The sequence below is a fragment of the Streptomyces sp. WG5 genome, from assembly GCF_049974565.1.
GTDB lineage: Bacteria > Actinomycetota > Actinomycetes > Streptomycetales > Streptomycetaceae > Streptomyces.
The window spans coordinates 117,045-138,340 of record NZ_JBNGGC010000014.1; the positions used below are offsets into that span (position 1 = coordinate 117,045).

General features: G+C 72.7%; 15 protein-coding genes and 1 pseudogene. 10 read left to right on the plus strand and 6 right to left on the minus strand.

Translation table 11 applies throughout. The features are described 5' to 3' along the window. The first annotated feature begins 3 nt into the window (after positions 1-3). The 8 genes from ACP4IX_RS17225 (at position 4) to ACP4IX_RS17260 (ending at position 11,658) form a co-directional block, all read left to right on the plus strand. Positions 4-3,270 carry an HAD-IIB family hydrolase gene (locus ACP4IX_RS17225; RefSeq protein WP_426522714.1) on the plus strand — a complete coding sequence of 1,089 codons (3,267 nt, stop codon included), beginning with the start codon at positions 4-6 and terminating at the stop codon, positions 3,268-3,270. Next, the gene (malQ, locus tag ACP4IX_RS17230) at positions 3,267-5,360 is read left to right on the plus strand and encodes a 4-alpha-glucanotransferase (protein WP_426522715.1); all 2,094 of its coding nucleotides are present in this window, start codon (positions 3,267-3,269) and stop codon (positions 5,358-5,360) included. Before ACP4IX_RS17225 ends, malQ begins: the two co-directional genes overlap by 4 nt. Then, a complete protein-coding gene (locus tag ACP4IX_RS17235; RefSeq protein WP_426522716.1) occupies positions 5,341-6,507 on the plus strand; it encodes a sedoheptulose 7-phosphate cyclase in 1,167 nt (388 codons plus the stop codon). Before malQ ends, ACP4IX_RS17235 begins: the two co-directional genes overlap by 20 nt. Continuing rightward, complete coding sequence (locus ACP4IX_RS17240) at positions 6,504-6,878, plus strand: cupin domain-containing protein (protein WP_077796411.1); 375 nt, start codon at positions 6,504-6,506, stop codon at positions 6,876-6,878. The genes ACP4IX_RS17235 and ACP4IX_RS17240 overlap by 4 nt, the downstream gene beginning before the upstream one ends. Next, positions 6,859-7,947, plus strand: a complete 1,089-nt coding sequence (locus tag ACP4IX_RS17245) for an ROK family protein (RefSeq protein ID WP_426522717.1) — start codon at positions 6,859-6,861, stop codon at positions 7,945-7,947. Before ACP4IX_RS17240 ends, ACP4IX_RS17245 begins: the two co-directional genes overlap by 20 nt. After that, a complete protein-coding gene (locus tag ACP4IX_RS17250; RefSeq protein WP_426556011.1) occupies positions 7,944-8,867 on the plus strand; it encodes an SDR family oxidoreductase in 924 nt (307 codons plus the stop codon). Before ACP4IX_RS17245 ends, ACP4IX_RS17250 begins: the two co-directional genes overlap by 4 nt. Before the next feature lie 178 nt (positions 8,868-9,045). Continuing rightward, a complete protein-coding gene (locus tag ACP4IX_RS17255; protein ID WP_426556012.1) occupies positions 9,046-10,551 on the plus strand; it encodes a GMC family oxidoreductase in 1,506 nt (501 codons plus the stop codon). Between the two features lie 159 nt (positions 10,552-10,710). Then, complete coding sequence (locus ACP4IX_RS17260; RefSeq protein WP_426522720.1) at positions 10,711-11,658, plus strand: aldo/keto reductase; 948 nt, start codon at positions 10,711-10,713, stop codon at positions 11,656-11,658. 147 nt (positions 11,659-11,805) lie between these two features. Here the strand turns inward: ACP4IX_RS17260 and ACP4IX_RS17265 are convergent, their stop codons facing one another. Beyond that, the gene (locus tag ACP4IX_RS17265) at positions 11,806-12,168 is read right to left on the minus strand and encodes a hypothetical protein (RefSeq protein WP_426556013.1); all 363 of its coding nucleotides are present in this window, start codon (positions 12,166-12,168) and stop codon (positions 11,806-11,808) included. 261 nt (positions 12,169-12,429) lie between these two features. Next, positions 12,430-12,612 (minus strand): annotated as a pseudogene (locus tag ACP4IX_RS17270) (transposase family protein); the annotation flags it as partial. Positions 12,613-12,752: 140 nt separating this feature from the next. On the opposite strand from ACP4IX_RS17270, the gene ACP4IX_RS17275 reads away from it, so the two are divergent. Continuing rightward, positions 12,753-13,559: a MerR family transcriptional regulator gene (locus ACP4IX_RS17275; protein ID WP_426556014.1), complete on the plus strand. Its 807-nt coding sequence runs from the start codon at positions 12,753-12,755 to the stop codon at positions 13,557-13,559. After that, positions 13,556-14,770: a glycosyltransferase gene (locus ACP4IX_RS17280; RefSeq protein WP_426556015.1), complete on the plus strand. Its 1,215-nt coding sequence runs from the start codon at positions 13,556-13,558 to the stop codon at positions 14,768-14,770. Before ACP4IX_RS17275 ends, ACP4IX_RS17280 begins: the two co-directional genes overlap by 4 nt. Positions 14,771-15,395: 625 nt before the next feature. Here ACP4IX_RS17280 and ACP4IX_RS17285 read toward each other — a convergent pair. The 4 genes from ACP4IX_RS17285 to ACP4IX_RS17300 all read right to left on the minus strand — a co-directional run bounded on the left by ACP4IX_RS17285 (position 15,396) and on the right by ACP4IX_RS17300 (position 21,205). Continuing rightward, complete coding sequence (locus ACP4IX_RS17285; RefSeq protein WP_426522724.1) at positions 15,396-15,596, minus strand: hypothetical protein; 201 nt, start codon at positions 15,594-15,596, stop codon at positions 15,396-15,398. A gap of 214 nt (positions 15,597-15,810) precedes the next feature. Next, entirely contained in the window at positions 15,811-16,893 is a 1,083-nt protein-coding gene (locus tag ACP4IX_RS17290; RefSeq protein WP_426556044.1) for a restriction endonuclease, read from the minus strand. Positions 16,894-17,010: 117 nt separating this feature from the next. Further along, a complete protein-coding gene (locus ACP4IX_RS17295; protein WP_426556016.1) occupies positions 17,011-18,330 on the minus strand; it encodes a hypothetical protein in 1,320 nt (439 codons plus the stop codon). Between the two features lie 520 nt (positions 18,331-18,850). Continuing rightward, on the minus strand, positions 18,851-21,205 hold the full coding sequence (locus ACP4IX_RS17300; RefSeq protein WP_426556017.1) for a hypothetical protein: 2,355 nt from the start codon (positions 21,203-21,205) through the stop codon (positions 18,851-18,853). Positions 21,206-21,296 lie beyond the last annotated feature (91 nt).

Sequence of the window (21,296 nt, forward strand, 5' to 3'; positions counted from 1 at the left end):
CGCGTGCACATCGTCACCTTCTCCTTCGAGTGCGGCGGCTTCGACAACCGGCTGATGCGCGGCGGGCTGTCCCCGCTCGTGTGGAACCTGTCCCGTGAGTACGCCGCACGCGGCCACCGCGTCTCGCTGGTCACACCCGCGCACGGTCACCTTCAGGCCCTGCGGGAGCGGTTCGACGTCCGGGATCTCGACTACCGCGACGAGCACACGGTGCCGCTGGTGCTCGACCCCAAGGCGTGGCCCGGCCGGCCCGCCGAGACCGGTCTCGCCCTCGACACCCGCGCCCACCTGTTACGCCTGGACGGCGTGGACGTCTATCTGCTGTCCGACGCCTTCCTGGACCTGCTGCCGGACCGGCTCTACCCGCCTCCGGCCCTCGAGGGCCGGGACCTTGCGTACCTCAAGCCGCTGGTCTTCCAGGTCGGCGGCCTGCGCTTCGTCCAGCGCCACCTGGCGGACGGCCCGGCGGTCGTGCACGGCTTCGAGCCCTACTACCACTACCTGCTGCCCGCGGTCCTCGCCGACGACGACCGGTACCGGACGGTGAGCACGGTCGCCGCGAACGCCCCCGTCACGCAGAAGGTGTACCGGCCGCAGGTGGAACGGCTGCTGGAGCTCTTCGGGGTCCGCGGACCGGACCTCGACGCCCTGGACGGGCCACCGCCCGCCGAGGACTCCCCCCTGGCCACCATGGCCCGGGCGCTGGCCGGCACCCGTATGCACGTCGAGTACGGGCCGGACCACGTGGGTGTGTTCCCGCTGATCGCCGACCGCGCGGATCTGATCGACTTCGTGTCCCCCGGTCAGCGCGACCACTACGTCACCTGGCAGGACACGCCGTTCGAAGCCCTGTTCCGGTCGCTGCCCGTGGCGCGGCGGCTGCGGGAACGGCCGGACCGGCTGCTGGCCGGCGGCTGCGGCATCGCGGACAGCTGGCTGGCGCGCGACCCGGAGGCCGTGGACCGGGCCGCGGTGCGCCGGTCGCTCGGTCTGACGGGCACCGGTCCGGTCTTCTACCACGCCGCCCGCTACGCGGTGCACCACAAGGGCCAGCTGGAGCTGATGCGGGCCGTGGAGGAGGTGCTGGCCGGAGATCCGGAGGTGGGTTTCGTGATCCGCTGCTCGACCGGAGGCGGCGGTGACGCGCCGGCGGCGGTCGCGAACGCCGCGTTCCAGCGGCTCGCCGACCGCTTTCCAGGACAACTCCGCCTGGAGTGGCGGCTCGCCGACGAGGACACGTTGTTCGAGCAGGCGGCGAGCGCCGACTTCTGCGTGTATCCGTCCAAGTTCGAACTGGACGGTTTCCTCATCGCCCAGGCCGAGGCGATGGCCTGCGGGGCGGTGCCGATCGCCACCGCCCAGCGGGTGACCTCCCACTTCGGGCACGGGCGGCCCCTCGACGACCCGGAAGCGACGGGCTTCTCCGTGCCCGGTTCCTTCCGCGACGACGACCCGGGGCTGGCCCGGGCCCTCGCCGGGCGAATACGCGAGGCCGTGACGCTCTTCCGCACGGCACCCGGCACCTACGCCCGGCTCTCGGGCAACGCCCGGCGCCTGGGCCGCTCGTTCACCTGGGCCCGCAGCGCGGACCTGCGTCTGGCCGCCTACGCACGTCTGCTGCGCGGCGAGCGCGCGCAGCCGCCGGCCCGCGAACTGGTCGAACGGGGCTGGCTGGAGGCGCTGCCGCCCGCCGCCCACACCGAGCATCGTGAGCTGATCGCGCGGGCGGCGACGGAACGCGGTGACGCCACCGCCCTCGCCCGCGTTCTCGGGTGCGGCGTCGACGAACTCGGAGCGGACGACTGGGAGCGGTTGTTCACCTCGGCCCACCGCCGGGGGGACTTCACCCGCTGTGCCGAACTGGCCCGGCGGGCGGGCCGACCGGACCTGTGGGCCCGGCAGGCGGACCGCTTCCGGCTCACCGCCGCTCCGGACGGCACGTGGCACGTGCGGTACGCGCACGCCGAGGCGGAACGGGTCGAGCTGGTGGTCGAGGCATCCGCGACGACGGGCACGGCCCCCGGCCGGGCCCTGACGGCCGCCACCCCCACCGCACCCGCTGTCCAGGCCCCGAGCACCGCCACCGTGTCCGCGGCACCCGTGGTCACGGCTGTCGCGGACACGACTGCCGCCGGCACGGCCCGCTCGGACGTGGCTGCCCTGGACGCGGACTCCGCGGACGTCCCCTCCACGGACGCAGCCGCCGCGGACACGACTGCCGCGGACGGTGAAGCGCGGGAAGCCGGCGCTCCGCGCCCCCCGCTGGAGTCGGTCACCGAGGTCCTCGCCTCCGACGAGCCGGCTCCCGCCGCCGGCGGTGCCGTGCTGCGGCCGCTCGCCGCCGGCGGCGACGGCGTGTTCACGGGGACACTGGACGGACCGCCCGTCGGAGGTCACGCCGTCGCCCTGGTGACCCTGCGCTCCGGCCGGGTGGTCTGGGACACCGTGCCGACCCGCGCACCCGCGTTCCGGCTGGTGGCGACCGATCTCGACGGTACGCTGCTGCGCAGCGACCTGACCGTGTCGGCGCGCACCCGCCGAGCGCTGGAACGGGTCGCCGCCTCCGGCGCCCACCACCTGGTGGTCACCGGACGCCCCGCGGTGGCCTGCAGGCAGCTCCTGAACGCCCTCGGCTACCGAGGGCTGGCCGTCTGCGGCCAGGGCGCGCAACTGTACGACGCCGGCGCGGACCGCCTGCTGTCCTCGGTGTCCCTGGACCGTGATCTCGCCCGCGGCGTCGTCGCGAAGGTCGAGGCCGAACTGGGCCGGGTCGAGCTCGGCGTCGTCACCTCGCCGCCGGAGAGCCGGTTCAAGGTGACCCCCGGTTTCGGGGAACGGGTCCGCCACGGCTGGGACGTGACCACCGACCCGGGCCGGCTGTGGGCGGCGCCCATCGACAAGCTGATCCTGCACCACCCGCACGTCGACGAGGACCGGCTGGCCGCCGTCGCGCAACGGCTGACGGACGGTGAGGTGACCGTCGTGCACTCGGTCAAGGGCATGGTGGAGGTCCTGCCCGCGGGCACCGACAAGGGCGCCGGTGTGGCCCGGGCCGCCGAACTGCTGGGCTTCACCGGTGCCGACACCGTCGCCTTCGGCGACATGCCCAACGACATCCCGCTGCTGGCCTGGGCCGCTCACGGCGTGGCGGTCGCCAATGCCCACCACGATCTGCGGGCCATGGCCGACGAGGTCGCCCCGGGCAACGACGAGGACGGGGTCGCCGCCGTCCTCGAACGCCTCTTCGCGCCGGAAGGGGGCCGTCCATGACCGGCCCCACCGCACTCGACGCGTCCCTGCGGGGCCTGGCCCGCGCGCACGGCGTGAGCACCGAGTACGCCACCGACCGCGGTGACCGCGTCACCGTCGCCGCGGACACCCTGGTCGCGGTCCTGGCCGCGTGCGGCGTGGACGCGAGCACCCCGGACGCCGCCCGGCGGGCCCTGGCCGCCCGGCGCGCGGCGGACGCGGACAGGCTGCTTCCGCCCTGCGTGGTCGTCCGTGCCGGATCGGCCGCGGGGCTGCGGCTGCCGCCCGGCGCCGAGGCCCGCGTCGCCCTGGAGGACGGTGGCGAGAAAGCTCCCGAGGACCCGCTGCCGCCGGGCGCGCACGTCCTGCACGCCGTGGCGGGCCGGCGGCGGGCGTCCGCTCCGCTGCTGTCGGTGCCCGAGCGCATCCCCGTGCCCGAGCGGCGCGGCTGGGGCTTCCTGGTCCAGCTGTACTCGGTGCTCTCCCGCAGGTCCTGGGGCATGGGCGACCTGGCCGACCTCGCGGAGCTGGCCTCCTGGTCCGGCCGCGCGCTGGGCGCCGGCTTCGTCCAGCTGGGGCCGCTGCACGCGGTGGAGCCGGGCCCGCTGCCCGATCCGTCGCCGTACCGGCCGAGTTCGCGGCGGTTCGCGGACCCGATGCACGTCCGGGTGGAGGAGGTGCCGGAGTACCGGTACCTGGACCGGGAGGCCCGCCGCGCGGTGGACTCCTGCGCCGCCCGGGCGCGGGCCCTCAACGAGCGTGTGCTGAGCGGTGGGACGCTGATCGACCGGGAGGTGGTGCGCGCCCTCAAGTTCGAGGCGCTGCGCCATGTGTACCGGGTGCCGGCCCCGCCCGGCCGCCGTGCGGCTCTGGAGGCGTTCACCGCCCGCGAGGGCGGGGACCTGACGGATTTCGCCACCTGGTCCGCGCTGGCCGAGGTGCACGGCGGCGCCTGGCGGTCCTGGCCCGAGGGGTTGCGCGACCCGCGGTCGCCGCGGGTGGCCGAGGCGCGCGAGGAGCTGGCGGAAGCCGTCGCGTTCCACCGCTGGCTGGCGTGGATCACCGACGAGCAGCTCGCCGCCGCGCAGCGCGTGGCGAAGGACGCGGGCATGGACATCGGCCTGGTGCACGACCTGGCGGTGGGCGTCGCCCCCGAGGGAGCCGACGCCTGGACGCTGCAGCACTGCCTGGCCGGCGGGATGAGCGTCGGGGCCCCACCGGACGACTTCAATCCGCTCGGTCAGGACTGGGGCCAGCCGCCCTGGCGGCCGGACGCGCTGGCCGCCGAGGGGTACCGGCCGCTGGCCGGGCTGCTGCGCGCCGGCATGCGGCACGCGGGGGCCCTGCGGGTCGACCACGTCATGGGGCTGTTCCGGTTGTGGTGGGTGCCCGAGGGCCGGCCCCCGTCCGAGGGGACCTACGTCCGCTACGACGCCGAGGCCATGCTCGGTGTGCTGCTCCTGGAGGCCCACCGGGCCGGGGTGGCGGTGATCGGCGAGGACCTCGGCACGGTGGAGCGCGGTGTCCGCGAGGAGCTGGCCGCGCGCGGCGTGCTCGGCACGTCGGTGCAGCGCTTCGAGTACCTGGGCGGTTCCGAGGGACGGCACGGTCCGCTGCCGCCGCGGCGGTGGCGCAGGAACTGCCTGGCCACGCTGACCACCCACGACCTGCCGACGACCACCGCATGGCTGAGCGGCGAACACGTCGACCTGCGGGCCCGGCTGGGGCTGCTGACCCGCCCGGAACCGGAGGAGAAGGCGCAGGCGGCGGCCGAGCGGGACGGCTGGCTGGCGGAACTGCGCCGGCAGGGCCTGCTGCCCGACGCCGACGGCGAGCTGGTCGCCCTGCACCGTTTCCTGACCCGCACCCCGTCCACCCTGCTCGGGGTCTGGCTGCCGGACGCCACCGGCGACCGCAGGCCCCAGAACCTGCCCGGTACCGCTGACGTGCACCCCAACTGGAGGCTGCCGGTGGCGGACGGGCAGGGCCGGCCGGTGCCCTTGGAGGACCTGCCCGGCCATCCCCGTGTACAGGCCGTCGCCCGCGTGTTCGCCGACGGTGAACCGCATGGAACGAAGACCGAGGAGAGAGATGTCAGGCCAGGCCCTTGACCGGCTCGAGGGGGTCCGCGAGGACTCCGGAGGCTTCGACCTGCTGGCGCCGGACGGCACACGCTACCGTGTGGACGTCACCGACGGGGTGTTCGACCCCCGCAACCCGCTCCTCGCGGGCTATGTGGCGGGACGGCGTGTGGTGGCCTTCGCCGGCCCCACGGTGGACCGTCTCTACGGCGACCGGCTGCGCGCCTACCTCGACGCCCGGCTGGAGCCGGGCAGCTGGAGCGTCCACACCATCGACAGCGGTGAACGGAACAAGACCCTCGCGTCGGTGGAGCGGGTGTGCGCCGTCGCCAAGGCATCCGGCCTGGACCGGCACGGGGTGATGCTCGCCGTGGGCGGCGGGATCGTCGCGGACGTCGTGGGCTTCGCGGCCTCGATGTACGCCCGCGGCATCCGCTACATCAAGGTCAACACCACCCTGGTGGGACAGGTGGACGTGGGCGTCGGGGTGAAGACCGGCGTCAACGCCCTGGACTCCAAGAACATGTTCGGCGCCTACCACCCCGCGCACGCCTCGCTCAACGACCCGGCCCTGCTGGCCACCCTGCCGGCCCGGGAGATCCGCTGCGGCCTCGCGGAGATCGTGAAGATGGCCGTGATCCTCGACTCCGACCTCTTCCGGGCGCTGGAGGAGCACCCGGACGCCTTCCTGCGTTCCTCCGACGGCGCGCTGGAGACATACGTGCTGCGCACCTCGATGCGGCTGATGATGGAGGAGCTCTGCCCCAACCTCCGCGAGCACGACCTCGCCCGGCTCGTCGACTTCGGGCACACCTTCAGCCCGGTGATCGAGACGGCCGGCGGCCACCGCCTGGAACACGGCGAGGCGGTCGCCGTCGACATGGCCCTGTCGGCACATGTGGCCCGGCTGCTGGGGCTCGTCGACGCAGAGAGCTGCGCGCGCGTGGTGACGCTGCTGCGCCGCATCGGCCTCCCCGTGTTCGACCCGGCCACCTGCACGCCGGAGCTGATGACGCGGGCCCTGCACGCCTCCTGGCAGCGACGGGGACGCAAGCTGCACCTCGTCGTGCCGACCGGCATCGGCAAGGCGGACTTCGTGGAGCGGCTGGAGGACCTGCCCGCCGACGTACTGCGGGCCGCCCTGGACGCGCTGGCGCGCGACGGGGGCACGGAGTGACCGCCCGCGACGTGGTGAACCTCGACACGCTCCTGCGCGGCAAGGAGCACGACCACGGCGGGCTGGGCACGATCCTCGCGCACCGCCTGTTCGCCCGCGCCGAAGGCGGCGTGGGCGCGGAGTTCGTCGACATCGCCGTGCTGCCGCCCGGCACGTCCATAGGGCGCCATCGGCACGCCCTGGACCGTGAGACGTACGTCGTGCTCAGCGGCAGCGGGCTGATGTACCGGGACGGAGCCGAGTTCCGCGTCGGCGCCGGGGACGTCGTCGTCAACCGCCCGTACGGCGAGCACGGCCTCGTCAACGACTCGGCCGCCGATCTGTGGCTTCTGGTCTTCGAGGAGGAGCTCCGTGACCATCCCGCGGTCTGACCGTCGCTCCGCCGGTCCGGCGCACCGCGCGGACTCCTGGCGGCCCCACGACGTCTTCACCGTGCTCGACGTCGGAGGCACGACGCTGCGGACCGGGAGCTACGACCCGGTGACGGCTGCCGTCTCCCGCGTGCGCCGGGTGCCGGTCGAGGGCATGGCCCGTCATCCGGAGGACTCGGTGGCCGGTCTGCAGCGCCGCGTCGTGGACCAGATCGTCCACGAGGTCGGCCGGCACACCGCGGGGACGGCGCCGCGCGCCGTCGGCGTGGCCTTCGCCGGGCCGATCTCCGCCGGCGGTCTGGTGCTGGCCGCTCCCACGGTGTGGGGGCGGCGCGGTGACCCGCTGCCGCTGGGGCAGCTCCTGACGGAGCGGACCGGCGTACCGGTCGTGGTGGTCAACGACCTGACCGCCGCCGCCTGGCGCTACGCGGCGACCGAGACCGAGCCGTTCTGTCTGATCACCGTCAGTTCCGGCATCGGCAACAAGGTGTTCCGGGGCGGGGAAGTGCTGCTGGACGCGGACGGGCACGGGGGCGAACTCGGGCACTGGGTGTGCGATCCGTCCCCGGGGGCGCCGCTGTGCGACTGCGGTGCGCGCGGCCATCTCGGTGCCGTCGCCTCCGGGCGGGGGGTCCTCGCCGCGGTCCGCCGTGCGGCGGACGCCGACCCGGCCGGTTTCGCCCGGTCCCGGCTGGCCGCGCGCTGCGGCGGCCGCGTGCCCGGCATCGACAACCCGGCCGTCGCGGCCGCGGTGCGGGAGGGCGACGAGTTCACCACGCAGGTGCTGCGCGGCACCCTCACGCATCTCGCGCAGGCGATCGGGGCCGTCTTCACCTCTGTCGGGGTGTGCCGGTACATCGTGATGGGCGGCTTCGCACTGGCGGTCGGCGAACGCTACCGGGAGCTGCTGGTGGGCGAGTTGGTGAGACTGGGGTGTTTCGGTCTGGACGCGGACGCGGTCGACGCCATGGTGTCGCTCGGCGCACCGGACGACGACCACGGCCTGATCGGTGCCGGCAGACTGCTGGCCGACCGGATGTCCCGGCCGTCCCCGGCGGGTGCCCGGTGAGCGCCGGGGGCACCCTCGTCGTCGGCAGCGGCTTCGTCGGCATGGGCATCGCGCGCCGGCTGGCGGCGGCCGGTGAGCCGGTCACCGTCACCTCGCGTCACCGCCCGGAGCACCTTCCGGACCTCCCGGGGTTCCGGTGGCACGCCCTGGACGCCACCGATTCCGCGGCGTGCGGCCGGCTCGTGGCCCGGCTGGACCCGCGGCGCATCGTCCTCGTGCACGGCCCGTCCGACGTCACGTGGTGCGAGGAGCACCCGGACCTGGCCGTCGCGGCGCACACCGCCGCGGCCGCCCACTTCGCCGCGCTGGCCGGGGACGCGAGGCTGCTGATGATCTCCACCGACAACGTCTTCGACGGATCCCGGCCCGACAACCCCGAGGACGCCCCGGTCTCCCCGGCCAACGCCTACGGCCGCGCGAAACTGCAGGCGGAACGGACCGTGCTCGACGCGGCGGCGGACGCGGTGGTGCTGCGGGTCAGCCTGGTCTACGGGCACGAGCCCGCGGACGCCGGCAAATGGCTCAACTTCTTCGCCGCGTGCGCGCACCGGCTGCGGCACGGCGAGCAGGTCAGGGTGCCGCGGGACCAGTGGACGACCCCGGTGCTGGTGGACGACGTCGCGGAGGTGACGGCGGCTCTGCTGGGCGCCGGCGCGCCCCTGCCGCCGGTCCTCCATCTGGGCGGGCCGGACCGCGTGAGCCGTGCCGTGTGGGCCTCGGTCGTCGCCGAGACGCTGGGGGCGCCCGCGCGCCTGGTCGTGCCGGTGCCGCGGGCGGCCACGCGGTACGCCTCCCGGCCGGAGAACGCGTGCCTGACCGGCTCCCGTCTCACCCGGTTGCCGGCCACCGGGGCGATCACCGTCCGGGGCGTGCGGGAGGGCGCCCGGTACCTGGCCCCGGCGTTCACGACGGCACGCTGAACACCCCGCCCGGCAACGCCGGTGACCGCACGTCCGACAGCGTGCCGGGACACCCGGCCCGCGCGCGGCCCCCGCACACCGTGCGGCCGCGCGCCTCACCCCCCGCCCGGGCGGCGGACCGCCGCCGCCCGGTTCGTACGACCGCCGCCGTCCGGCGGCGAGATGGTGGAGCAGACGTATGTCACGTACAGGATCGGTGAAGAGCTACGACGTCGTCGTACTCGGCGGAGGTGCGGCCGGGTGCGTACTCGCCGCCCGGCTGAGCGAGGATCCGGACCGGTCGGTCTGTCTGGTCGAGGCCGGCCGGGACTACGGGCCGCAGGGCGGCGGATGGCCGCGCACAGTGCTCGACGCGCGGAGTCTGCCGCGCGACCACGTGTGGGAGCGGCGCGCGGCCGCGCACCGCATCCGGGCCCGGATCATCGGCGGCTCCTCGTGCGTCAACGGGTGCTGGAACACCTGGGGCGCCCACGCGGACCACACGGACTGGGAACGGGCGGGGGGCGAGCGGTGGTCGGCACGGGCCATGGAACCCTTCCGCCGGGCCGCGGTGGACCACATGGGGCTGCGGCCGGTTCCGGAGAGCGAGTTCTCCGTCTGGAGCAGCGCAGCACTCGACGCGGCCGGCGAACTCGGCTACCCGCCGGTCGACATGGGCACCTCGGGCGCCCCCGGTTACGGCACTCCGCTCATCAACTCCTTCGACGGTCTGCGCTGGAACGCGGCGTTCGCCTACCTCGACCCGGTGCGGGAGCGCCCGAATCTGACGATCGTCGACGCGGCCCTCGTCGACCGGCTGCACGTCGTGCGCGGCCGGGTGCGGGGCGCCGACATCGTCCGCGGCGGGGAGCGGACCACCCTGGCCGCCGACGACTACATCGTCGCGTGCGGGACGTACGGGTCTCCCGCCGTGCTCCTGCGCAGTGGCCTCGGGCCGGCGGACCACCTGCGGGGACACGGCATCCGGCCCGAGGTCGAGCTGCGCGGCGTCGGAGCCAACCTGTCGGACCAGCCGGGTGTGTTCGTACCGCTGGCACCCACCGAGGCACTCGAGGCCGCGCTGGCCGGCAAGGAGGCGGCGGGCGACCTCTACGTCAGCCGCATGCTGGTCAGGGCCGCCAGCGACCGGTGCCCGCCCGGCTCCTGGGACCTGCACATCCTCCCCGTGGCGGGCCCTCCGCTCTTCGGCAGCCTGCCGCCGGGCCGGTACGAGGCGGGTATCTCCTCCTTCCTCATGAAACCGGCCTCCCGGGGCCGGGTCGCCCTGCGCTCGGCAGACCCCACCGAGGCTCTCGACATCCGACCCGGGTTCTTCTCGGACCCGGAGGGCCACGACCTGGCCGTGGTCCGGTGGGGGCTCGGCCTCGTCGCCGGGATGGCGGCGACGGCCGCGCTCGGGAAGCTGGTCCAGCCGCTCGGCAGCCGCCCCGCCGCTCTCACCGACGAGGAGATCAGGGCCCGCACGGGCACCTACTGGCACCCGGTGGGGACCTGCGCCATGGGGCCCGCGGACGATCCGTACGCCGTGGTCGACGGGACGGGCCGGGTGCACGGGTTGTCCAACCTGCGGGTCGCCGACGCCTCCGTGCTGCCGACGGTGCCGGCGGCCAACACCCAGTTGCCGGTCCTCGCCGTAGCCGAACTCCTGGCGGACGCGATACGGGCCGAGGCGGGCGGGCGCTGAGACGACGCGGCACCACGACGGCAGCGGACGGCACCCGGCCGAGGCGTCCCCGCACCGAGGTGCGCCGGCCGCGCGGATCAGGGCCGCCCGCGACGAACGACAGGCCCACGGGACCGGGGCGTCCCGGCCCGGGCCGACCCCACGAGAGGACGACGGCACATGACGACCCCGCACACGGACGTACGCGATGTCCGGCTGCTGTACGGCTGCATGGGACTGGGAGGGGGCTGGGACCGGCAGCGGTGGACGGCGGCGGATCTCGGCCACGCCGAAGCGGCCGTCGAGGCCGCGCTGGAGGCGGGCATCACGGCGTTCGACCACGCCGACATCTACCGACACGGCAAGTCGGAGGAGGTCTTCGGGGAGATCCTGGCGCGGTCCTCCGGGCTGCGTGAGCGCATCCTCGTGCAGACCAAGTGCGGCATCACCCTGCCGGACGGAGACCGCGTGGGCTCCTACGACCTGAGCGGGCGCACGATCCTCCGGCGAGTCGAGGAGAGTCTCACGCGGCTGCGCACCGACGTCATCGACGTCCTGCTCCTGCACCGGCCCGACCCGCTGGCCCGCCCCGAGCAGATCGCTGAGGCCTTCCGCACCCTGTGCGGGCAGGGGATGGTGCGGCAGTTCGGGGTGTCCAACATGAGCGCCGCGCAAATCGCCTTCCTGCAGAAGCATCTGGATGTGCCGCTGGTGGTCGACCAGTTGGAGATGAGCCTGGCCCGGCGCGCGTGGGTGGAGTCGGGCGTCCTGCTGAACATTCCGGACGGGGCGGCGGGCGGTTTCCCGCACGGGACCGTGGAGCACTGCGTGACCCACGGCATCCAGGTGCAGGCCTGGGGGGCGCTGGCGCGGGGCCGCTTCACGAGCGGGGCGGACTCCCCGGCCGCCCGGCTGGTCGCGGACCTGGCGCTCCGCAAGGGGACGACCCCCGAAACCGTCCTGCTGTGGTGGCTCCAGCGCCATCCGGCCGCTGTCGTCCCGGTCGTGGGCACCACCCGGCCCGGGCGCATTCTGGCCTGCCGTGACGCGGTGCACCGGGCGCCCGACCTGTCCCGTGAGGAGTGGTACGAGCTGTGGGTCGCCGCGCGGGGCGCGCCGCTGCCCTGAGAGACGCCCGCCGGCGGATGGCGGTGAGCGGCCCGGGCGGCGAAAGAGCGCCCGCACTCCTTACGCGCTTGTCATGCGCGAGTAATCTCCGGATGCCTGCAGAATCGATGACGCCGGCGAGGAGACGCTCGTGGAGCGGAGTGAGCTTCACGCGGCGGTCGTGCCGGCCCGAGCAGTGCGGAGCAGCTCGGGTAAGGCGTCCTCCCAGACCTCGCGGATGTAGGGGCTGATCAAGCGCCGCAGCACGGGCCACTGCTCGGTGAGCAGCCGGTGGTGCAGGAGGGCCACCAGGTCCTCGCTCAGTCCTTCGGCGAGGACGGTCCGGTAGAGCGTCATGCGGGACTTCGGACGGTCCAGGCTGTAGCTCGTCCGCCCGGACCAGACGATGTGGAGCGGCAGGTCCACGTCGCCCTCGACGGGGCCGGCCAGCTCCTGCGAGCGCTCGGGCAGTCGGCTGCGACAGCGGTCCCGCAGCACCTCGGCGCGGGGCGCGGTGGTCGTCGTGTCCATGCATCCAGTGTCGCTGCCGGAAGGCGGCGGCATGGCGGATACGGACTCCCCATCATGACGACCACCTGGTCAGCAAGCTGGGACGCTCCCGCGCCCGATGCTGACCGTTTGCTGCCCCGAGCGGGGCCATCAAGCCTCTGACCCGCAAAAAGCCGAGACGCCAGATCTTGGACTTGAAGAGAGTACGCAGCACTTCGGACTCCTGGAAGACGGCTCCCTGCCTGCTTTCTGCAGGTCAAGGGCGTCGTTCACTGAGGTTCTTCAGCGGTGCCGCTCCAGGGTGAGTACGGCTTTGGCAATTGACGTCATGCGGTTCGGGCTGCAGCGGGCGTGACGGAAGATCCTCCAGGACTTGAGGCGGGTAATGTCGCGCTCGACCGAGGCGTGGGTCCGGGCCAACGCCCGGTTCGCGGTCTGCTGGGTGGGGGTGAGGCCGCAGCGCGGTGGCCACCCTGAAAGCTCACTGGGCCGTAGCTCGCGGACCGGTGAGTACTCTCCGTCGTCACCTCCGAGGCTCAGCGAGCGCGAGTTGACCCTCCCCTTACGTCAGGCTTGAGGCTGTATGCCGACGAAAGGGCAGGTGGATGAGCTACTCCGTGGGGCAGGTCTCGGCCTTCGCCGGCGTGACGGTGCGGACACTGCATCACTACGACAAGGCGGGGCTGCTCTCGCCCAGTGACCGCAGCCACGCCGGATACCGGCTCTACAGTGAGGCTGACCTGGTCCGACTCCAGCAGATCCTCTTCTACCGTGAGCTCGGCTTCCCTCTCGACGAGATCGCCGTGATCTTCAAGGATCCGCAGGTGAACCCCTTGGAGCGGCTCCGGGCCCGGCAGCGGCAGCTGAGTGAGGAGATCGCCAGGCTGCAGCGGCTGGCCGAGGTGGCGGAACGGGCGATAGAGGTCCAGAAGACCGGGGTGTCCATGTCCCTGACTCCTCAGGAACGCTTCGAGGTTTTCGGTGAGATCACCTTCGACCTGAGCTATGCCACCGAGGCAGAACTGAAGTGGGCGCACTCGGAGGGACAGCGCGAGGCGATGGCGCGCGCGGCTGCTCACACCAAGGAGGACTGGCGCCAGCTCATGGGCGAGGCCGCCGCCTGGCGCGCGGAGCTGCTCGCGGCCTTCGACGAGGGGGAGCTGAGCAACGGCAAACGGGCTATGGACCTCGCCGAGGAGCACCGCTTGCACATCTCACGATGGTTCACCTCCTGCCCGCCCGACATGCACCGGCGCATCGCGGAGGACTTCGTCGCCGACCCGCGCGCATTCGCTCTGGTCATACCGCCGTCGCAGCAGCGCCCGGGCCTGGCCGCCTATACGTGCAAGGCGGTTCACGCCAACGCGGCCCGCCACGCAGGTGGCCGTACCGATTCCGAGGAGGACCGATGAGGATCCTGATCGCCGCGGCCGGATCGCGCGGCGACGTCGTGCCCTATACGGGTCTGGGCGCCGAACTGTGCCGGGCCGGGTACGACGTTGCCCTCGCCACCACAGACACCTTCGCGCCCCTCGTACGCGACGCAGGGCTGGAATTCCGCAGTCTCCCCGCCGACACACGGGTGCGTGGCGGCGTCACAGGCAAACGCGAACTGATGCGCACCGCTGCCGCGTTCATCACCGAACTGGGTCAGGGCTTCGCCGACGTGATGGACGATGGCACGGACCTGCTCCTGCTGTCGACCACCACGGCTCCGCTCGGCTGGCACCTCACCGAGGCCACGGGCACACCGAGCCTCGGCGTGTACCTCCAACCCACCGCACCGACCGGCGACTTCCCGCCCGTCGTCACAGGCTCCCGCTCACTGGGCCGTCTCGCCAACCGGGCAACCGGACGCTTCGCACTGCGGATGGCCGACCGCGTCTACGAACAGGCAGTCGCAAAGCTGCGCCACCGCCTCCGTCTGCCCCCGGCCTCCCCTTCCGAGATGCGTCGACGACAGGGACAAGCGAATTGGCCCATCTTGCACGGCTTCAGCACGGCCCTGGTGCCCCGTCCCTCCGACTGGCGCTCTGGCCTGGACGTCGTGGGCAACTGGTGGCCCCGTCACGATGCGACCGAACGGCTGCCTACCGACCTGGAGGACTTCCTGCGTGCCGGACCCCGGCCCGTCCTCATCGGCTTCGGGAGCATGGCGTCCGGCGACGGGGAACGGCTGAGCGAGATCGCTGTGCGAGCCCTGCGCCGCGCCGGGCTGCGCGGCATCCTCCAAGCCGGCAGTGCCGGGCTCGCCGCCGACAGGGACGACGTGCTCACCATCGGGGACGTACCGCACGCCCTGCTGTTTCCACGGCTGGCTGCGGTGGTCCACCATGGCGGGGCCGGCACCTCGGCCGCCGCGTTGCGCGCGGGAGTGCCCGCGGTCACCGTACCGGTGACCGCGGACCAGCCGTTCTGGGCGGGGCGACTTGCCGCCATCGGCGCCGCCACCGACCCAATCCCCTTCCGGTCCCTCACCGCCGAACGGCTCGCCGACTCACTTCACCACGTAGTGAAGCAGCAGGCACACAGTCGAGCCGCCGCAAGAGCGGCGCAGCATCTGGTGACCGAGAACGGAGCAGGTCAGGCGCTCAAGGCCATCCAGCAGCTGACCGATGGATGACGCCGATCCGTTCCTTGTCACCGCGCTTCTTCAGTCTGGGCACCCTCGGGTGACGGCTGAGCGCGCGTAACAGGCGAGGCCCCCGGTAGTGGGCGAGGCATTGGCCCAGGACACGGACCGCGAAGTGCGGGGCGACCTGGCGGGACTGATCGAGGACGGCTTGGGCAGCGAACACGCCCGGAAAATCTGGAGGAACCTGTTGGAAACCCTCTTCACCCCGAGGCGAGGCACCATCGTGGGCGACGCCCGCCTCGCAGGGCAGGAAGAAGGACTCAAGGAAGGACGCGTGGCCGGAAAGGCCGAGCAGCTGCTGCGCCTGATGAAGCGCCGCGGCTTCTCGCTGACGGAAGAGACTCGGCGGCGCGTCACCACCTGCACGGACATGCCGCTCCTGGATCTCTGGTTCGACCGCGCCGTCGACGCCACCACCCTCGACGAGGTCTTCGCCACCCCCTCCTCCACGGACCGCGTCCCCGCCCCCGCCCCGCCCAGAGCTCCGGGACATCGGGAACCCTCTGCCGCCCTCCCGCGTTCCTCACACGGCGTCGCGGGGCTCCGGCCTACCGCCCGCCTCCCCCGTCCGTACGCCTACTCACCGTACGGGGCGCGGCACTCGCCCCCCCCGTTATGTTCTTCGCGGTCCTGCAATGGGGCCGCTGGCCTCCAGAACCCCACCGAGCGTGCCGAACTCGTCGTCGCGGAACTCGCCGCCGATGCCGTACTCCACGGCCGCCTGCCCGGCCGCTGCTTCCGGCTCACGCTCGTCCTCGACCCGTCCGCCGACCGCCTCCGCATCGAGGTCGGCGACGCCCGCGGAGACCTCCACCCGCACCCCGCCGCCCCACGGCCACCGCGCCCGATCCCCTCCCCACCGGCGGACGCGGCCCGACCCTCGTCACCGCCCTCGCCGACCCACCGGGACTGCGTCCGCTACCCGCCCAGCGGCAAGACCGTCCGGGCGGACCTCCTCGGCACCACCGTGTGAGCCCGTCGACGGAAGAAGGCCGGCCCGCACCGCACGTTGAGGCCCGCCTGTCCCGTCAGATACGCATCCCCAACTTGAGCGCCGCTTCGCGGGCCTTCTCGTCGGCCATGGCGATGAGATGCTTCCGTCCGCCGTGCGTCTGGAACTCCGACCGCGACTTCTCCAGAAGCGACGCCGCCCGCTCGGTCAGCTTCTGTGCCGCCTTCAGGACCTTGATGCGGTCCTTGGTGTACCGGTTGGACGGCAGGGCATGGACCTCACTGGTGTGCGCGCGGACACGAGCGATCAGGCGGAGCACGGTCTGCCGCTGGGCGTCCAGCTCGGCGGCACGCCGGCTCGCGCGTTCGGTCGACGCCCCTCTGCCCCACCCGGCCGCCTGGCTCCAATTGGAGGTGGGGGCAGGGCGAGCGGACAGACGGGTCGCTGCCTCGTTCAGCGGCGTGATGTGGCCGAGTTCCGCAAGAAAGTACAGCGCGAGCCCTCTCTCGTCGGCGAACTGTCGAGCAGCTGCCGTGTAGCCGCCGGACGCGTAGAACAACAGATGCTGGTGCGCGTCCGCCACCCCCCGCAGTTCTCGGACGGGACCCACGCCGATCGGCTGGCTGTAGTGCTTCACCTGCGCCACGGCGTCCTGGGCGATCACGTCGATACCCCCGTCGGCGCCGGCGCCCGTCACTCGCGCGTCGACGAAGCCGAGACTGCGCATGTGGTCGACGGCGGCGAGCTCGGCCTCCTGCCACGTACGGATGACTCTCGGGTGATAGGACCTCGCGGTGCCGGTGCTTCCCTCCGCTCGCGGTGGTCCTGACGCACGGCCGGCCGCCGTGCGGTGCCCAGCCGACATCCCTGCGGCAGGCGGAATGGTGCCATCGACGGACCGGCCGGCGTCGGCCAAGGTACGCGCGGCAGACGCGGAAAGAGGCTTGAGCTCTATCGCGCCTCCGTGCCCGTCGAGCACGATGGCCTCACCAAGACTCGACCGGCTCCCGCTGGCCAACAGGGGCAGGGGGCGGCGCAGTTCCATGTATTCCGCCCTGAAGGTGCCCCGCCACAGGAGGAGACGCCGAGCTGTGAGTGCGCCCTGGTACCGGAGAGTGGCGAACAGCAGCTCGACCCGTTCACACGGCCCCAGACGCATCAACAACTGCTCAGCCTGCGGTGAGCTGCTCACCCAGCCGCTGCCGCGGACAGCGGCGGAAGTGCGAGGGTCGCTGCGAAGACTTGACACATTCACCTCGTACCGGTGTTCGGAGGCCTACGCCTCGGCGGGCAGCGCGGGGAAGACGACCACCGAGCCGTCCCGGTCACGGGCGATCTCGATCGCCACGTCCGTCGGGCGGCCGTTGAGTGCGACGCCGTCGCCCAGGCGGCGGAGCTGGTAGGCCGCGCGCAGGAGCCGGTCGACCTCACCGGTCGTGAGGAGGGGGCGCTTGCTGTTCGGACGTGCCAGCTCCAGCGTCGACAGGCGCACCAGCACACTGGCGATGCCCGACTCCAGCTCGTCGAGACGCTGCTCGTCGGCCCTGAGGGCGCGGGTGAAGTTCTCGAACAGGTTGTCGGGGTCGCTCTGGGCTCGCTCGACCGCCTGGAGGACGTTGACACGCCGCTTCAACGCCATGGCCAGCTCCGCCAGTTCGACGTGGGTGCGGAACAGGACGCCCTGGTCGTCCACGCCGGGGAACGACTCGGTCAGCGTGCCGATCTCGACGGGCTCGCCGGCGGGCAGCTTGTCGAGCGCGCTCCGCCAACGGGCCAGACGGATGTCGGCCTTGCTCAGTGCCGTGTCAATGGTGTGCACCGCCGAGTCGAGTCCCAGCGAGACACCGAGCTTGCCCTGGTCGAGCAGGATGGCCGTGGCCTTGTCGATGGCGGGACGGCAGCCGTTGAGCGCACTGTGCTCGTCGTCGAGCTTGTCCGCCTGAAGCTGCTCCAGCAGGTCCGTGATGTGGGCGATGGCCTGCTGCCGCTTGCGGTCGGCGTGCGCGCTCACCCCGACGGCCACCGCCATCAGCACGAGCGGAGCGGCCACGGTGAGCACCGTGCCACCCGCGGCCGCGGCGCCGGCGGTCGCACCCGCGCCGCCGACCGTGCCCGCCGCTGCCACTCCGCTGACCGGCACGATGGACGCTTTGGCGGCGATCTGGCCCGTCGTCGTCCGCACGAGGTCGCCGTAGAACTCGCCCGTGGACCCCTTCGGCACCATCCAGCGAACCAGCCCCTGTCCGAACTCGGCGGCGACCTTCGCCGGGACCACCACGCGGCACAGGATCTCGCCGGAGGCCGTCGCCCTGGCGGCCGTGGCGGAAGCCTTCGCCGACTCGGTGATGAGCTGCGACAGGTGCTGCGCCAGGGGGCTGGCGGCATCGAGCGGGATGCCCCGGCTGCGGTCGAGCTTGCCGGGCAACGGATGCGCCTCGAGCGTGGCGATCGGCTGGTCGGCCAACGCGGCCAGTACCCCACGCAGTTCGGTCAGTCGCTCGGCCGTCATCGGCCCGTCCCCGATCACCGCCGGCACCTCGACCTCACGTGTCGCCAGCGTCCAGACCGGAACAGTCGCCTTGCGGTAGTCAATCATCGTCTCCCCTGGATTTCCCGCACCAGCCTACGGCTGACGTCCGACGAGAGCGGTGGACTCTCGTCCTCCCGAATCACCACGCCCGCACGTCACACGCCACGCATCGGGCCCTCCGGGAAACGGGCCCGCCTCCTCGCGGGCCCGCAGCTCCCGTCACGCCGCCACCACGTCTGCACCCACCCGTACACCCCTCCAGTCGACGCGTGACGCACACGGCTTCGCCTCCGCCCTGTCACGGACACCGGTACCACGACCCGCTCACCGCCGGTATCGCCAGAGCTGCCGCAACCGTAGGGCTTCCATGGCCCGATGGGCCTCGAGCTCCGTGTCAGGGACGGGCCCCCGGCCAAGGCCCTGGCGCACCTGGCGGTAGAGCCGGTGTGGGGCCGCGACGGAGCTGTCGACCAGCGTGGTCAGGAGCGGCTCGTCGGCCGGTGTGCCCCGGTCCGCCGCGACGAGCAACGCGACCTGGTCGTCGGGGTGCAGGGGCGGGAGCTGCCCGCCCGCCCGAAGACGGAGATCACCCCAGCTCAGGGGCGGGCCTTCGGCACGGGCCAGCTCTTCGAGGATGCCGCGGACCGTGAGGGCCAGCTTGTCGATCCTCTCGGCCGGCAGGCGGTCGTCCTGCGGTGGCTCTGCGGTGCGGCCCGCCCTCGCCGGCGTGTTCCGGGGGGGCGGCCGCCGCCTGGGCGGAGCGCTCGGCGGACCTCCGTTCCTCCAGTCTGCGCTGCCACCGCTCGACGAGCCTGGTTTCCGCCGCGGGCAGCGGTCGGGCGAGTTGGTCGCGATGTTTCCCGATCTCGTCGAGCAGCCCCAGCAGGTCCTGGGTGGGCCGGTGCCCGTGGGTCCGGTCCATCTCACCGAGCAGGCGTCGGATCTTCCTGAGGTTCGGGTCCTTCTTCTCGACCGGCTTCGGTTCGACGGCCTTGACCGGCTTCGGTTCGACGGCCTTGACCGGCTTCGGTTCGACGCCCTTGACCGGTTTCGGTTCGGAAGAGACGGTCCGGCGCTCCGTCCTGGCCGGGGGGACGGTGATCGGGCGGCCGATCAGGCGGTCGAGGAGGTCCAGGATGGGGTCGCCCTCCCCCAGCCAGACGCGGAGGGCCCGCTTGTGGGAGCTCACTTCCTCGTACCGTCGGAGATACTCCTCTCCCTGTCGAATCGCCTCCAACAGGCGCTGGGCACGCGTCCCCCTCGTCCGGGCTCGCGTCCTCACCGCCTCCTCGAGCTTCGCCCTCATCTCCGCACGTCTCTGACGTCCCTGCCGCAGGGCGTTCTCGGAGGGGTCTTGCTCCCTGGCGGCCGGCTTCTTCTCACCAGAACGCCGGGCAGCCGACACGCGTGCCGGCCGGCTCCCGTACGCCCCGTACGCCCCGTGCGTCTTCTTGGTCTCGGCCACCGCCCACTGCTGCAGAGCGACCTCCGAGGCCGGCTCGGCGGCCCCGAGTCGGCTCAGTACCTGCCCCAGGTACGGAAGGGGCCTGCCCAGGTGGGTGACGATCAGGACGCTCAGCAGCGGACGGTCGGGCACCCGAGGCCTGTCCACCTCGGTCAGCAGTTCCTGGCGCTGCGGGTTCGGCAGGTCGTAGACCCACCTGCCGAGCCGCCCGGCCAGCTCGCTCCACGTGATCGTGGCGCCCTTCGCGGCGACGTCCTCCAGCACTTTTCTGAGCGCGTCGGCCGGCTTCCCCGGGGTGGTCTCCGGCGCCTTGGGACCGCTGGGCGCGGGTTCGGGGAGCGGGGTCCGCTCACACGTGCTGGAGGCACGGGGCGCCGGGACGTGCTTCTCGTCGAGCGCGACGCTGGGGCGCCACAGGCCGGTGCGCTCCGCGTCCAGGCCGTTGAGCTTCACGAGGGCGTCGGCCCGGACCGCCCACGAGGAACTGTGTCCCTCGACGACGTCCGTGACCAGCAGCCGGACCGAGCCCGCGAGGCGGTACACGTACTGGTCCGTGGGATCCGGCACCGTGTCGGGCAGGGACAGGCAGGCCCGGACGATGCGGCTTCCCGCCGGCTTGACGAAGCCGGGGATCAAGCGCCTGCCGGGCACGTCCAACGGCGACGAGGACGAGGCAACTGCTTCCGTGTCCACCGCGAACACGACCTGTCCGCCGGAAAGGGGCACGCTGCCGGGAAACGGCTCGCAGCCGATGCCGTCGTCACGGACCGCTGCCTCGGCGCGCAGTTCCTCGAGTGCGGGCGTGACGAGGCCGCTCTCGGTCATCCGGCAGTGGTCCAGGGGAGCCCAGGGCGTCTTCTTCCCGGCGGTCAGGGTGCCGATGAACACGCGACGGTCGTTGTCCTCGGTCTTGCACCGCACGAGCAGCGCGTACCCCCGACGCGCCACCATGTCGCGTGCGAGCGCGTCGTCCCGGCCGAAGACCCACTCGATGCGGCCTTCCTTCGCGCCCAGGCTGTCCGCTGCTCTGCGCCAGCTCCGGTAGTCCTCCGGGTGGAGTTCGAACCGGAGGTGCGTCTTCGTGCGGTGCAGCCGGAAGTCCACGGCATCACCGTGACAGTGTCCAAGGCTGCGCAGCTCGCCTTGGGCCGCGTGCCCCTGCCCGGCCAGCCAGCGAGTGACATGGGCCTTGATGAACAAGTGGTCGGCGCCGTCCTCGCTGTGGATGGTCCGGTGGCACTCCCCGCGGCCGGGATCGGCTTCGTGGGCGAAGTGGCAGACCCTCGTCACGTACCGCTTCGGGCGCAGCGGTTCTCCACAGCCGCCGAGAAGCGTGCCGCACCAGAAGTCGTCCCTCCCGAACTGACGGATGAACTCGTCCAGGTTGTGCGGCTGTTCGGGGAGGATCACCGGCTGGTCCGAGTCGCGGCCCCCGATGACCGCGGTCTGGATGAGACGGGTGTCGGTCTGCCCCAACTCTGGACCCTCCCATGAACACGTGAGACGACTGCCTCGAGAACAAGGAGATGGAACGAACTCTGGCATGCGCGCATCCGTCGCACCCATG

Coding starts and splice junctions, on each gene's coding strand:
- malQ (WP_426522715.1), top strand. CDS start 3,267: ATGACCGGCCCCACCGCACTCGACGCGTCCCTGCGGGGCCTGGCCCGC.
- ACP4IX_RS17235 (WP_426522716.1), top strand. CDS start 5,341: ATGTCAGGCCAGGCCCTTGACCGGCTCGAGGGGGTCCGCGAGGACTCC.
- ACP4IX_RS17255 (WP_426556012.1), top strand. CDS start 9,046: ATGTCACGTACAGGATCGGTGAAGAGCTACGACGTCGTCGTACTCGGC.
- ACP4IX_RS17260 (WP_426522720.1), top strand. CDS start 10,711: ATGACGACCCCGCACACGGACGTACGCGATGTCCGGCTGCTGTACGGC.
- ACP4IX_RS17265 (WP_426556013.1), bottom strand. CDS start 12,168: ATGGACACGACGACCACCGCGCCCCGCGCCGAGGTGCTGCGGGACCGC.
- ACP4IX_RS17275 (WP_426556014.1), top strand. CDS start 12,753: ATGAGCTACTCCGTGGGGCAGGTCTCGGCCTTCGCCGGCGTGACGGTG.
- ACP4IX_RS17280 (WP_426556015.1), top strand. CDS start 13,556: ATGAGGATCCTGATCGCCGCGGCCGGATCGCGCGGCGACGTCGTGCCC.
- ACP4IX_RS17290 (WP_426556044.1), bottom strand. CDS start 16,893: ATGCGTCTGGGGCCGTGTGAACGGGTCGAGCTGCTGTTCGCCACTCTC.
- ACP4IX_RS17295 (WP_426556016.1), bottom strand. CDS start 18,330: ATGATTGACTACCGCAAGGCGACTGTTCCGGTCTGGACGCTGGCGACA.